Annotated in this window: 8 protein-coding genes; 7 read left to right on the forward strand and 1 reads right to left on the reverse strand. The window is 42.7% G+C overall.

The genetic code is table 11. The annotated features are described in order from the left end of the window. The first annotated feature begins 20 nt into the window (after positions 1-20). The 5 genes from treP (at position 21) to G574_RS0101465 (ending at position 8760) form a co-directional block, all read left to right on the forward strand. Complete coding sequence (treP, locus tag G574_RS0101445) at positions 21-2006, forward strand: PTS system trehalose-specific EIIBC component (protein ID WP_029690636.1); 1986 nt, start codon at positions 21-23, stop codon at positions 2004-2006. Between the two features lie 135 nt (positions 2007-2141). Continuing rightward, positions 2142-3767, forward strand: a complete 1626-nt coding sequence (gene treC, locus G574_RS0101450) for an alpha,alpha-phosphotrehalase (protein WP_029690638.1) — start codon at positions 2142-2144, stop codon at positions 3765-3767. A gap of 468 nt (positions 3768-4235) precedes the next feature. After that, positions 4236-5561 carry a DUF2254 family protein gene (locus tag G574_RS0101455; protein ID WP_029690639.1) on the forward strand — a complete coding sequence of 442 codons (1326 nt, stop codon included), beginning with the start codon at positions 4236-4238 and terminating at the stop codon, positions 5559-5561. Positions 5562-5654: 93 nt separating this feature from the next. Then, complete coding sequence (locus G574_RS0101460; protein WP_029690640.1) at positions 5655-7550, forward strand: M13 family metallopeptidase; 1896 nt, start codon at positions 5655-5657, stop codon at positions 7548-7550. Positions 7551-7869: 319 nt separating this feature from the next. Next, the gene (locus G574_RS0101465) at positions 7870-8760 is read left to right on the forward strand and encodes a diacylglycerol/lipid kinase family protein (protein ID WP_029690641.1); all 891 of its coding nucleotides are present in this window, start codon (positions 7870-7872) and stop codon (positions 8758-8760) included. A 159-nt stretch (positions 8761-8919) separates the two neighbouring features. Here G574_RS0101465 and G574_RS0101470 read toward each other — a convergent pair whose 3' ends face one another. After that, a complete protein-coding gene (locus tag G574_RS0101470; RefSeq protein WP_029690642.1) occupies positions 8920-9741 on the reverse strand; it encodes a DUF975 family protein in 822 nt (273 codons plus the stop codon). A gap of 253 nt (positions 9742-9994) precedes the next feature. On the opposite strand from G574_RS0101470, the gene tgt reads away from it, so the two are divergent. Beyond that, entirely contained in the window at positions 9995-11137 is a 1143-nt protein-coding gene (gene tgt / locus G574_RS0101475) for a tRNA guanosine(34) transglycosylase Tgt (protein WP_029690643.1), read from the forward strand. A gap of 338 nt (positions 11138-11475) precedes the next feature. Next, positions 11476-14532: a Cna B-type domain-containing protein gene (locus tag G574_RS0101485; RefSeq protein WP_245540390.1), complete on the forward strand. Its 3057-nt coding sequence runs from the start codon at positions 11476-11478 to the stop codon at positions 14530-14532. The last annotated feature ends 121 nt before the right edge of the window (positions 14533-14653 follow it).

Raw genomic sequence — 14653 nt, forward strand, 5'->3', positions numbered from 1 at the left:
GAAAAAGGAGTTTAGCTCGAATGGGGAAATACGAATCTCAGGCTAAGGACCTCTTGACTGCCATTGGCGGAAAAGAGAATATTAAGGCGGTCACACATTGTGCGACACGTATGCGCTTCGTCTTGAATGATGATAAGGCTGCAAATGTGGCTGATATTGAAAAGATTTCTGCGGTCAAAGGAACCTTTACCAACGCAGGTCAATTTCAAGTGATCATCGGTAATGATGTACCGATTTTTTACAATGACTTCACGGCTGTTTCAGGTGTTGAAGGGGTTTCGAAAGAGGCAGCTAAATCAGCAGCCAAAAGCAATCAGAATCCTATCCAACGTGTCATGACCATGTTGGCTGAGATTTTCACGCCAATCATCCCAGCTATCATCGTTGGTGGTTTGATTCTCGGTTTCCGTAATATCCTTGAAGGTGTCGCCTGGTCTTCGCTAGATGGTAAAACTATCGTTGAAGTCTCACAATTTTGGAGTGGGGTCAATGCCTTTCTCTGGTTGCCAGGTGAAGCGATTTTCCATTTCCTACCAGTAGGGATTACCTGGTCAGTAGCTCGTAAAATGGGAACAACGCAAATCCTTGGTATTGTTTTGGGGATCTGTTTGGTATCACCGCAGCTTCTTAATGCCTATGCCGTAGCAGGAACACCTGCAGCTGAGATTGCGAAAAACTGGGTTTGGGATTTTGGATTTTTCACTGTGAATCGTATCGGTTACCAAGCACAAGTTATCCCAGCACTTTTAGCGGGTCTTAGCTTGTCTTATCTTGAAATCTTCTGGCGCAAGCGTATCCCGGAGATGGTTTCGATGATTTTTGTGCCATTCTTGTCCTTGCTCCCAGCTCTTATCTTGGCCCACACGGTTCTAGGGCCAATTGGTTGGACAGTTGGAAAATGGATTTCTGCCATCGTTCTTTGGGGCTTGACAGGTCCTGTTAAGTGGCTCTTTGGTGCTATCTTCGGTGCCTTATATGCGCCGCTAGTAATTACTGGGCTCCATCACATGACCAATGCCATCGATACGCAATTGATCGCTGATACAGCTAGCAAAACCACTGGTCTATGGCCAATGATTGCTTTGTCAAACATTGCTCAAGGTTCAGCCGTATTGGCTTACTTCGTCATGAATCGTAAAAACGAGCGTGAAGCAGAGATTTCACTGCCAGCAACGATTTCAGCCTACCTTGGTGTTACTGAGCCAGCCCTCTTTGGGGTTAACGTCAAGTATGTTTATCCATTTGTCGCGGGTATGATCGGTTCAGGGCTTGCTGGTCTTTTGTCAACCAGTATGAATGTCCAAGCGAATGCTATCGGTGTCGGCGGTATCCCAGGTTTCCTTGCTATCAATGTGAAATACATGCTGCCATTCTTTATCTGTATGATTGTTGCTATTGTTGTCCCATTTGTCTTGACAATGGTTTTCCGTAAAGCTAATATCTTAACAAAAGCAGAAGATGAAAAATTAGCGTCACAGGCAGCGATTGCTAATGCTGAAACTGCGGGTGCTTCCCCTAATGCATCAACTGTAGCAGCAACAGGCACAGTAGCAACCATTGTGAGTCCTTTAACTGGTGACATCAAGCCTTTGTCTGAGGCTAAAGATCCTGTCTTTGCCCAAGGTGTTATGGGACAAGGGGTCTTGATTGAGCCATCAGCAGGTGAACTAGTCGCCCCTGTATCAGGTACTGTTTCAGTGCTCTTCCCATCAAAACATGCAGTTGGTCTCGTGAGTGAGGATGGCGTAGAACTCCTTATGCATATTGGTATGGATACTGTTAATCTTGATGGTAAAGGCTTCACAGCTCATGTTTCTCAAGGTGATAAGGTAGCTGTCGGTGATGCCTTGATTTCATTTGACATTGCAGCTATTACAGAAGCAGGTTATCCAGTTGAAACACCTGTTATTGTGACAAACCACAGTGACTATCAAGTGGCTGTCCTTAAAGATGCTACTGGTAGTGTATCAGTTGGTCAGGCTATTTTGACAGCTAAAAAGAACTAAGACAAACGAATAAGTGCTGAGAGTATTTTCAGCACTTTGTCTATTTCATATCCTTTGATAATCAAAATTTCACATTTTAGATCTTTTTATCTGATTTTGATTATCACGGGTATCAGCATCTAGAAAGGACTTATCATGGCAATCGACAAACGTAAGGTTGTTTACCAAATTTACCCAAAATCATTTAAAGACACGACAGGGAGTGGCACAGGTGACCTCAACGGGGTAACTGAAAAATTGCCATACCTTAAAGAGTTAGGGATCGATATGATCTGGCTCAATCCTTTTTACCCAAGTCCGCAAAGGGATAATGGCTATGATGTTGCTGATTACACCGCTGTTAATCCTGACTTTGGAACTATGGCTGATTTTGAAGCTATGGTGGCACGTGGTAAGGAGCTGGGGATCGACTTTATGTTGGATATGGTTTTGAATCACTGTTCAACAGATCATGAGTGGTTCCAGAAAGCTCTAGCGGGTGATGAGTATTACCAGGATTTCTTTATCCTACGCGATGAGCCGACCGATTGGGTATCGAAGTTTGGTGGCAACGCTTGGGCACCTTTTGGTGATACTGGAAAATACTACCTTCATCTCTTTGATGTGACTCAAGCTGATCTCAATTGGCGCAATCCTCGTGTTCGTGAAGAACTCTTTAAAGTCGTTAAGTTCTGGCAAGACAAGGGAGTTAAGGGATTCCGCTTTGATGTGATTAACTTGATTGGTAAGGATGAAGTACTTGAAGACTGTCCAATCAACGATGGGAAACCTGCCTACACTGATCGTCCTATTACACATGATTACCTTCACGAACTCAACCAAGCGAGTTTTGGTCAAGATGACTCCTTTATGACCGTTGGGGAAATGTCAGCAACGACAGTCGAAAACTGTATTCTCTATACCGCCCCAGAACGTGAAGAATTGTCTATGGCTTTTAACTTCCATCACTTAAAAGTTGATTATCAAGACGGTCAAAAATGGACCATTATGGATTTTGATTTTGAAGCTCTCCGCAGTCTTTTCCATACATGGGGTGTTGGCATGAGTGAGGGAAATGGCTGGAATGCCCTATTCTACAATAACCACGATCAGCCACGTGCCCTTAACCGCTTTGTGGACATCAAGCGTTTCCGCAATGAAGGCGCGACCATGTTAGCGGCCTCTATCCATCTGTCTCGTGGAACACCTTATATCTATATGGGTGAAGAGATTGGTATGATTGATCCGGATTATGATTCTATGGCGGATTATGTGGATGTGGAAAGTCTTAATGCCTATCAAATCATGCTGGATGAAGGCAAAACACCGGAAGAAGCCTTTAAGATTATTCAAGCTAAGTCTCGTGATAACTCACGTATACCAATGCAGTGGGATGCTAGTGACAATGCCGGCTTTACGACAGGTACACCATGGCTCAAAGCTGGCAAATCTTATAAAGAGATCAATGTTGCTAAGGAAAAAGAAGGTGTGATCTTTACCTTCTACCAAGATCTTATCAAGCTTCGTAAGGAATTACCGATCATCGCAGAGGGTGACTATCAGGCGGCCTTCTCGACCCATGATAAGGTTTATGCTTTTGAGCGTTTCTTAAACGATGACAAATTACTGGTCTTAAACAATTTCTTTGCAGAGGATGTTGAGCTTGATATTCCAGAGCCTTACCAAGGTGGCCAAGTCCTCATCAGCAACTATGATACCGCAAGTATCGGAGAACGTTTGACCTTGCAACCTTATCAGACCCTGGCCATATTGGGCCAATAATTTCTAAAGAGAGTGGGATCAACTCGACTAATGAAAAGAGACTTGTTGTTAGCCTAAAAAGGTCTCCCTCGATCATCTAGCTCTCCCATTTCTAAGATAAAGCTAAAACCTCCACTGAAGATTTAAGGGCCCTGCATAACTTCAACTGTCTGTGAGACAGTTGAAGGTTGGAGATAGAGCGAATATGATTCGCATCAAAACTAGCTGGGGAGAGCTTGTGGGAAGTTGAAAACGAGGCCAACTTTGTTGCTATCAAAAGGGTTAACTGATCCTTGTTAAGCAATCAACCGCTACATTGATATGTTTTGCTAATCAAAAAGCGAGAGGTTAGGTTTTATGCCCAACCTCTTTTTGAGTGCAAAGCAGGAGGTCTTTATGGCATTTCTTGCTATAATAAAAAGTGATTAAATTGTATTGGGCCTCAGTTTTATCTTATGATTAAGCTTAGCCTGATTTAGAAGGAATAAGATGTTACGCCAATTTAAACTAGCCTATGTTAATAATCAAAACAGCATTCGAATGATTAGTTTCAGTTTGATTTCTGTTCTTTTACTGATACTGACTTGGATTTTTGATTACGGTTATCCCCAACTCAAGGACCAATTGCCTCAAGCCATGCTCCTTTCTAAAGAAGTCTCGACTTCTTTTTTGTCCAACTTATCAGGGGTCTTTTTGACGGTCACCACCTTTACTTTTACGACTATTTTGACCATCCTAAACCACTATGCCTCGACCTTTTCGCCCCGTATCTTGCAGGATTTCATCGAGAAACCAAATGTTTTAAGCCTTTTTGGCATCTTCATCGGTGGCTTTTTCTATACGGTTTTAGCCCTCTTTTTCCTCAGCAATCTTTCTGACGATGTCATGATGGTTTCAGGGACCATTGGGGTTTTTTACGCCATTGCCTCTATGATTGCTTTTATCCTCTTTGTGCGTCGGGTGCTAAAAGGCATCCGTGTCGATGATGTGATCGAGACCATCTATCAGAAGGCTTATAACTTGGTTAACCAAGAAGCGCAGGCACGCCAGCAGTCAGAGCGCTATGACCCTGAAGGCATTGTGGATGGTATCAAGATTTATGGCAAGTCGACTGGCTATTTCTATGATATTGACAGCGAGGCTCTAAAGCGCCTGCTTGGTCACATCCGCTGTGAGTTGGTCATCACCCAAAAAATTGGTGACTATATTCCTAAAGGCATGTATCTGGCTACCCTGAATATCTTTGATGAAAATACCATGTCAGAAGACGAGCAACTGGAGCTGGTAAAAGCTATTTCAGATGCCTTAGTCATTAATATTGCTAAGAATGATCAGACGGATTATCACTTGGAGATCAGCTATCTGATCGAAGTGGCTCTCAGAGCCCTTAGCCCTGGTATCAATGATCCTAGTACCGCGGTCAGCTGTATTGATAAATTGGCCTTGCTACTGGGGCGCCTTTTTTCCAGTCAGAATCACTTCTTGGTCTTAGCCTCGGATGAGAACACTAAGATTATTTATAAATCCTACTCAGTTGAAGAGGAGATGTATCTGACCTTTAACCAGATTCTTTATTACAGTAAAGGTGAGCCTGCCATGGCACGGTCAATTTTGGAAAATATCTACATGATTTATATGATTTCAGACGAGTCTGCCCAAGGGCAAGTCACGGACTTTTTCTACTATGCATACCAAACTTGCTATGATGCCTTGGAGAGTGATTTAGATCGACAAAAATTACAGGACATCAAAGACGACTTTGAGAGAAACCGTGATGACCAATCCGATAGAGATGCTTTGCGAAAATCAGAATAAGCTGCAGTCATGACCAAGTAAAGAGGGAATTTTCTCTCTTTTTTTGGTAGAATAAAGGATAGCGACAAAGTTTTACAAAGATAAGGAGACTTTATGACACGTTTACAAGATGATTTCTTTGATGCCGTTAATGGCGAGTGGGAAAAAACAGCTGTTATTCCAGACGATAAGCCCCGTACAGGTGGCTTCTCTGACTTAGCCGATGAGATTGAAGCCTTGATGTTAGAGACAACTGATGAGTGGTTAGCTGGTAAGAATCTGCCCGAGGGAGAGATTTTGGCTAATTTTGTCAAATTCCATAAGTTAGTGGCTGATTATGATGCACGTGAAGCAGCTGGTACAAAGCCCGTCCAAGCACTGATTAAAGAGTATCAGGACTTAGCCTCATTCACGGAATTTGCTGAGCGTATAGGAACTTATGAGCTGGATGGCAAGCCTAATCTGTTACCATTTGGTGTTGCGCCAGACTTTATGGATGCCCAGACAAATGTTCTCTGGGCGGAGGCTCCAAGCCTTATCTTGCCAGATACAACCTATTATGAAGAGGGAAATGATAAGGGGAAAGAATTACTGGCTCTTTGGCGTAAATCTCAAGAAGATCTCTTACCTAAATTCGGTTTTTCCGAAGTAGAAATCAAGGATATGCTAGATAAGATTATCGACTTGGATGCTAAATTAGCTAACTATGTCCTCTCCAGCGAAGAATCTTCAGAGTATGCCAAGCTCTACCATCCATATAATTGGTCTGATTTCACCAAATTGGCTCCCGAATTACCTTTAGATAGCATTTTTACAGAAATTCTTGGTCAGGTGCCAGATAAGGTTATCGTACCTGAAGAGCGTTTTTGGACTGATTTTGCGGCGACTTATTATTCTGAAGACAATTGGAAAAACCTTCAGGCTAAGCTGGTCTACAGTGCTGCTAATGCTTTCAACGCTTACTTAACAGATGAGATTCGTATCTTGTCAGGAGCTTATAGTCGTGCGCTTTCGGGCACACCTCAAGCCATGGATAAGAAAAAAGCAGCCTTCTACTTGGCGCAAGCACCATATAGCCAAGCTTTGGGTCTCTGGTATGCGGGTGAGAAATTCTCGCCAGAAGCCAAAGCAGATGTGGAAGCTAAAGTAGCCACCATGATTGGTGTTTACAAAGATCGTCTAGCTAACAATACCTGGTTACAAAAAGAAACCATTGACAAGGCCATCACCAAACTCAACGTGATCGCCCCACACATTGGTTATCCTGAAAAATTACCAGAAACCTATGCTAAGAAGGTGATTGATGAGAACCTTTCCTTAGTCGAAAACGCCAAGAACTTGGCCAAAATTTCGATTGCACATTCTTGGAGCAAATGGAATAAGCCGGTGGATCGTGATGAGTGGCACATGCCAGCTCATATGGTCAATGCTTACTATGATCCACAACAAAATCAGATTGTCTTTCCAGCAGCTATCTTACAAGCACCATTCTACAGCTTGGACCAGTCTTCGTCAGCTAACTATGGCGGTATCGGTGCCGTCATTGCCCACGAAATTTCGCATGCTTTTGATACCAATGGTGCTTCTTTTGACGAACATGGTAGCCTCAACAATTGGTGGACAGAAGAAGACTATGCAGCCTTTAAAGAACGTACTGACAAGGTTGTCGAGCAGTTTGACGGCATTGACTTTGCTGGTGGTAAGACTAATGGGAAATTAACCGTATCAGAAAACGTGGCAGACTTAGGTGGTCTGGCAGCTGCACTTGAAGCATCTAAGAAAGATAATGATTTTTCAGCAGAAGACTACTTTACCAACTTTGCGACGATTTGGCGTATGAAAGCTCGTGAAGAGTACTTGCAACTCTTACTTTCAGTGGATGTGCATGCCCCAGGCAAACTCCGTACCAATGTACAATTACCAAACTTTGATGATTTCTTTACAACCTTTGATGTCAAAGAAGGCGATGGCATGTGGCGTCAGCCAGAAGACCGCGTTGTGATTTGGTAAGGTATTTAGTTTAAACCACACCTAAATCAATGAATTGCACCCCAAGAGTTAGACAGAAAATCTAACGATTGGGGTGTTTTTGCTAGCAAAAAAGCCAGACCTCGCGGTCTAGCTCTAGGAGATTATGAAAAAGAATTGCTACAAAAGTAGCAGAAAAAGTTTTAGGATGTTTATAGTATAAAAGACAAAGCTTAAGAAAAGCTTAACCCACAAAGTATCTAGTATAATCTTTTTTTCTGAATGATTTCAGGAGCATTGTCAAGAGTTTTTCAAAGCATTATGGTATGATGGGAGGAAAGAAAACAAGTGAGGAGATATTATGAAAAAAGCATTGTTAGTTGTCAATCCTAGTGCTGGTGGTGAGCAGGCTCAGGAATATCGTAAAGCAGCTCTTGAGAAGCTAGAGTCCTACTTTGATGAGGTTGAAGTTAAGGAAACTGAAAAAGGTGGCGATGCACGCGATTTTGCTAAAGCTGCTACGCAAGATAAGATTGATAGTGTCTTTGTTATGGGTGGTGATGGTACCGTTAACGAAGGGATAAGTGGTCTTGCTGAGCAGGATTACCGTCCTAAATTTGGTTTTTTCCCTTTGGGTACGGTTAATGACTTGGCACGGGCTTTGAACATGCCAATAGACCCTCAAGAAGCCATTGACGCCCTTGATTTTGAGCAAACCAAGGATTTGGATATTGGGAAAATCAACGACCACTATTTTATGAATGTGGTGGCTATCGGTTCCATTCCAGAAGCTGTTCGCGATGTTTCGGTAGAAGAAAAAACCAAGTTTGGAAAATTAGCCTACCTGATTTCTGGTGTTAAAAAAATTGCTCAAAATGAGACCTATCAGTTTGACCTGCAGGTGGACGATGAGACTATTGCTGTAGAATCCACGACTTTACTGATCGGTTTGACCAACTCTATCGGTGGTCACGAAAATATCCTGCCAGAGGCAGAGGTTAATGATGGTTTGTTACACTTGATTTACTTGAAGGACAGCAATGTTTTTGAGTCCCTCAAAGCCTTACCGTCCTTGGCCCAAGGTGTCTCAGATTCCGATGCTAATCTAGGCTATCGCACCTTTACAAAAGCTCGTATTGCCTTGAAAGACGATCAAGAACTAGGGACTAATGTGGATGGTGATCAGGGGCCCAATCTCCCTATCGATATCAGTATTCTACCATCTCATCTTAAGGTTTATAGTGGTAAATAAGTAAAAAAAGAGCTTGCATGACGCTCTCAACTTAGCCTATCAATCCAAGGCTTGGACGAGATATCATACAGGCTCTTTTAATCTTCTCTAGACAGCTCGTTTCAGAAATCTTTAGATTTTCAGACGCAAAGCCTGATCTTGCTGTGTATCAGGCAAATGTCAGTAAGTCTCGATAGCAGAAGAGTAGCTGTTTTTCAATGGCTTAGGAAGACGGTCATTTTCCTGCAGTAAATACTGGTAGTAGTAAGCGCGTGTCGTTACCATATATGGCATTAGGTAGATTTGAATCAGTCCCAGCGTCGGAAGGAGCAAGAGGTACCAACCGATAAAGCTGAAGTAGAGACGGAACAACTCCCAGACATGTCCCTTCATAAGTGACTTACTCTCCTTGATAGTTGCTAGTGGCCCCTGGTAGCGATTTTCTTTTAAGTGGTCATAGAGGATAAACTCGGCTTGGTTGTATTGGAGGTTTTTGTAAATCATGAAGACAAATCCCAAGACAGCAATGAGAATACCTGTTATAAGAAGAAGTGCTCCTGGCGTGGCAGTAAACTCAGGGTCCCATAGAAAGATAATGCCGGCAGCAATGAGACCACCACCAATGGCAAAAGGAATTGACCAGAGAGTTACGAGAAGGGCGCGGATGAGAAGGGTCAGGAAGAGCTTTCCAAAAATAGTGCCTGAAAAACTATAAGCCACATCGTTAAAGCTGACTTGCTGGCGTTCTTTTCGAATGACCTCCAAAATGATGTAAAGGGTTGAAACGGTAAAGAAACTCAAGAGAAAAGTGACTAAAGCTGGGAAAATGGTGACTGACAGGTTGGTCTGTGCCCCATAAGCATCAAATTCGGCCGCGATGTTATTCCGAAAGGTAATGCTGGTACTGACCAGAGAAAAAATAATGGGTAGGGCAAACAGAGCGTATTTGCCAGAGAGGTTTTTGAGCAGGGCCTTGGCCTTTTGTTTGAGGGTTGATATCATGATAATCTCCTATCTTTTTTATAAGCAAGCTCTCAGAGAACGGTTTTGCCTATTATATCACAAAATATGACTTGAAAAAACAGTAACCGCAGCTCCCGCTCAGCCATTTCCCAAAAGAGACAAGAAGTAACTGACAGACCATTTTTAATTTGGTAAAATAGCAGAGCTGACTCGTTAAGGTGGAGTGGGGACCATCATATGGGCTCTCTAGGACTGTCTTTTCTAGCAAATCTTCAAAAATCAAGGAGTCAAAATGACTGAATATCCAATTAAATACCGTCTGATTAAGACGGAAAAACACACCGGTGCTCGTTTGGGAGAGATTGAAACCCCGCACGGTACCTTTTCCACGCCTATGTTTATGCCAGTTGGGACACAAGCCACGGTGAAGACGCAATCGCCAGAAGAACTGAAACAAATGGGTTCAGGGATTATCCTGTCAAATACTTATCACCTTTGGTTACGTCCAGGAGATGAGTTGATTGCCCGTGCAGGTGGTCTTCACAAATTCATGAACTGGGATCAGGCTATCCTTACAGACTCTGGTGGCTTCCAGGTGTATTCTTTGGCTGATAGTCGTAACATCACAGAAGAGGGAGTTACCTTTAAAAACCATCTAAATGGTTCTAAAATGTTTCTTTCTCCAGAAAAAGCCATTTCAATCCAGAACAATCTTGGTTCGGATATCATGATGAGTTTTGACGAGTGCCCGCAATTTTACCAACCTTACGATTATGTTAAAAACTCAATTGAGCGGACAAGTCGTTGGGCAGAACGTGGCTTGAAAGCTCATCATCGTCCACATGATCAAGGTCTCTTTGGGATTGTGCAGGGGGCAGGATTTGAGGACCTTCGCCGTCAATCTGCTCGAGACCTGGTTAGCATGGATTTTGCTGGCTACTCAATTGGTGGTCTTGCTGTTGGTGAGACACATGAGGAAATGAATGCTGTCCTTGATTTTACAACGCCGATGCTTCCTGAGAATAAACCGCGTTACCTCATGGGAGTTGGTGCTCCTGATAGTTTGATTGACGGGGTGATTCGTGGCGTTGACATGTTTGACTGTGTTCTGCCGACACGCATTGCGCGTAATGGTACCTGCATGACGAGTGAGGGGCGCTTGGTGGTCAAAAATGCCAAGTATGCCGAAGATTTTACCCCACTGGATCATGATTGCGATTGTTATACTTGTCAGAACTACACGCGTGCCTACCTTCGTCATCTTCTCAAAGCTGATGAGACCTTTGGTATGCGCTTGACTTCTTACCATAATCTCTATTTCTTAGTTAATCTTATGAAGAAAGTTCGTCAAGCCATCATGGATGACAACTTGCTGGAGTTCCGTGAAGATTTCGTAGAACGTTATGGCTACAACCAATCTAAACGTAATTTCTAAACATTAGCAGAACTCCGAAAGGGGTTCTTTTTAATCAGCTTTTAGAGGAGTCAAACTAGTTTGAAAGCGTGTGATTCTTATGGTAGAATATGGCATTAAGAATAATTTTTTTTAGGAGATTTTATGATTAGGAATCATTTGCTAACCATGCTGAAAATGATAGCCTTTGTGGCTTTTGTTTTAGGCGGTATTTAGATGATCAAACCTGCTCAGGTTAAGGCAGCAGAGGTACCTGTTAACCTTACAGCAACGCTGACCAAGGTTCGAGGGGGAAGCCAGCTTCTAGCGGATGCCCTGTAAATGAAAATACCAGTTTAGAGCTTCATTTTGAGGCTAGTCTGCCCAATAACACTGCAAAAGCAGGGGATACAACGGTTATCCATTTTTCAAAGGAATTTAATATCCTTTCTTCGGAAACCAAGGCGATCTTAGATCGCGCAACTGGAGCCACTATTGGAACCTTGACCGCAGACCCTGCTACGCGTACCATCACAGTGGTTTACAATGACTTTGTGGAAAAAAACTCTAATGTCAGCTACACCATCGATGCAACATTAAAGGCTGTATCGAGTGAAATCACAGAATTTGGAACTAAAAACCTCAATATTACTTCAAATGGTCAAGTTGTTCAGACACCCTCTTTTGCTTACGAGGCTGTGACCAAGGGTGACCAAGCAGGTGAAGACCTATCCAAGTATGGTTGGATGCGAAAAGATAACCAGGATAAAGATTATATTGCCTATGAAGTCCGCGTCAACAGTAGCAATAAAGACTTATCAAATCTTGTTTTGAGAGATCAACTGGGTACCGAGGGTGTGACTTATGATAAAAATAGTTTTGTCATCACTAAGGGAACTTATGTTTATGATTCTGGTGCATACAAGACCACAGGTTTTGTGGCAGCGCAGGCTGGTGTCGATTACACTTTAACTATCTCAGAAGATGGCAAATCCTTTAACATCAATTTTGGCAATACCAGCCAAGGTTATTTTGTAAAATACCGCGGCAATATCGATAAAACAGTTGTGACACGATCTCAAGACATCCAAAATACAGCTGTCATGACTGCTGATGAGATTGAGGCTATTACTAAGGTTGCTGCTGTTCGATATTCTACGATAGATGTAGAAGGACAAGGCGACAGCCCAGCCAAGGTGCAGGTGACTGCCAGCAAAACATTGACTGGTAAAACACTTGAAGCAGGCGAGTTTAGCTTTAGCTTGACTGCTGATACAGGCGAGGTCTATTCTGCGCAGAATGCAGCTGATGGTAGCATTAACTTCCCAGACTTGACCTTCACGAAAGAAGGTACCTATCGCTATACCATGACAGAGGTAGTAGGTGACGCAGTTGGTGTTACTTACGATGAAACTGCCTATCCTGTTGTGATTGAGGTAACCAAAGAAGCTAATGCTTATGTTGGAAAAATCACTTCTGAAGCCATCACCTTTAAGAATAGTTACTCAGAACCTAAACCAGCTGTCACAAGTATCAAGGCTACTAAGAAGCTGACAGGTCGTGACTTAAAAGCAGGTGAGTTCCAGTTTATCCTAACAGCTGCTGATGGGACCACTTACCAAGCCAGCAACCAGGCGGATGGTAGTATCACATTCCCAGAGTTGACTTTTGAGGCTGAAGGAGACTATCACTTCATCCTCTCAGAAGTAGTCGGAAATGACCCAGAGATCAGCTATGACAACAAGCAACACGAGATCACCATTTCGGTAACCAAAGAAAATGGCGAGTTAGTGGCCAAAGAAAGCAGCCAACCTGTTAGCTTTGACAATACTTACCAAGAAGAGTTGATTGATGTTTCGGGCTCTAAAATCTGGTCAGATAATAGTAATCAGCATGGCAACCGTCCAGAGTCTGTGACCATTAATCTCCTTGCCAACGGGCAAAAGGTCGATCAAAAAGTGATCAGCGGCCAAGGTGATGAGTGGGCCTATCGTTTCGACAACTTGCCAAAATACCAAGATGGCCAAGAAATCATCTATACTGTAACCGAAGATAGCGTCACTGACTACACTACGGAAATCTCAGCTTTTGATATCACTAATACCCATGCACCAGGTAAAACCAGTGTAACGGTTTCTAAAGTCTGGGATGATGCCAACAACCAAGATGGGAAACGCCCTGCTACTATCAGTCTTCAGTTAACAGCTGACGGTAAAGCTTTAGGAGAAGTTGTAATCTTGTCAGAAGATAATAACTGGACATACACATGGTCAGACCTAGATCAAAAAGCTAACAAACAAGATATTGTCTATGCAGTTGAAGAAGCTGAAGTTGAAGGCTATAAATCAAAAGTTTCAGCTATTAAGGATGGTCAAATTGTAGTAACAAATACTTATAATCCTGAAACAACTGCAGTTGAAGTTTCTAAAACTTGGGATGATGCTGAGAATCAAGACGGTAAACGTCCTGATGCGATTGAAGTTGCTCTTGTCAAAAATGGTGTCATTACCGATCAAACACGTCGTCTCAGTGCAGAAGACAAGTGGTCTGCAAGCTTTAAAAACCTACCAAAATATGAAAATGGTAGTCAAGTAAATTATTCTGTCCATGAGTTATCATCGCCAGTAGGCTATACTGCCTCAGCTCCTCTACTAACGGACGACAATACTTACGCCATCACTAATAGCTATGCACCAGAGACAACCGTCGTCACTGGCCAAAAAACCTGGAAAGATGATGATAATAAGCACGGCAAGCGTCCTGAGTCTATCACGGTGAATCTCTTGGCTAATGGTAAGGAAGTAGCACAAGTTATTGTTGATGCAAGTAGCGATTGGACTTACACATTTGACAATCTTCCTAAGTATGAGGCTGGTAAAGCTATTGTTTACGCTGTGACAGAAGATAGTGTTGCGGATTATACAAGCAAGGTTGATGACTTTAACATCACTAATACTTATCAGCCAGGCAAGACCAGTGTCACTGTTTCTAAAGTTTGGGAAGATGATAACAACAAGGATAGTCTTCGTCCAAAAACCATCCAACTGCAACTTTATGCTGATGGTCAGGCAGTCGGCAAGCCTGTGACACTTTCTGCTAAGACTAAGTGGACTTACACCTGGTCTGATTTAGAGCAAACTTCTAACCAGAAAGCAATCACCTATACGGTGAAGGAAATCAATGTACCTAAAGGCTACACCAGCAGCGTGTCAACTATCGAGAATGGTCAGATCGTCATTACCAACAGTTTAAAACTGGAAAAATCAAACCCACCACAAGATGAGCCTGACAAACCATCTGGCCTAGTCAAAAAACTTAAAAAGACAGTTGGTGATATTCTACCAAATACGGGTGAAGCGACTGGTATGTGGACCCTTTTAGGTGTAGCTGTCCTTGGCCTAGTAGCTTATCTCCTAGTTAAGCGTTATAAAGCTTAGAGAGCCTTGTAATAGACTAAGCAGATAGAAACTGTTTTCAAACGAGGGAATTCATAAGGTTCTCTCGTTTTATTATGGCTAAATACCGTGAATATTTTTTAGGTCTAGCTGACTCAAAAAA

Source organism: Streptococcus hyovaginalis DSM 12219, from assembly GCF_000420785.1.
Lineage (GTDB): Bacteria > Bacillota > Bacilli > Lactobacillales > Streptococcaceae > Streptococcus > Streptococcus hyovaginalis.

Coding starts and splice junctions, on each gene's coding strand:
- treP (WP_029690636.1), top strand. CDS start 21: ATGGGGAAATACGAATCTCAGGCTAAGGACCTCTTGACTGCCATTGGC.
- treC (WP_029690638.1), top strand. CDS start 2,142: ATGGCAATCGACAAACGTAAGGTTGTTTACCAAATTTACCCAAAATCA.
- G574_RS0101455 (WP_029690639.1), top strand. CDS start 4,236: ATGTTACGCCAATTTAAACTAGCCTATGTTAATAATCAAAACAGCATT.
- G574_RS0101460 (WP_029690640.1), top strand. CDS start 5,655: ATGACACGTTTACAAGATGATTTCTTTGATGCCGTTAATGGCGAGTGG.
- G574_RS0101465 (WP_029690641.1), top strand. CDS start 7,870: ATGAAAAAAGCATTGTTAGTTGTCAATCCTAGTGCTGGTGGTGAGCAG.
- G574_RS0101470 (WP_029690642.1), bottom strand. CDS start 9,741: ATGATATCAACCCTCAAACAAAAGGCCAAGGCCCTGCTCAAAAACCTC.
- tgt (WP_029690643.1), top strand. CDS start 9,995: ATGACTGAATATCCAATTAAATACCGTCTGATTAAGACGGAAAAACAC.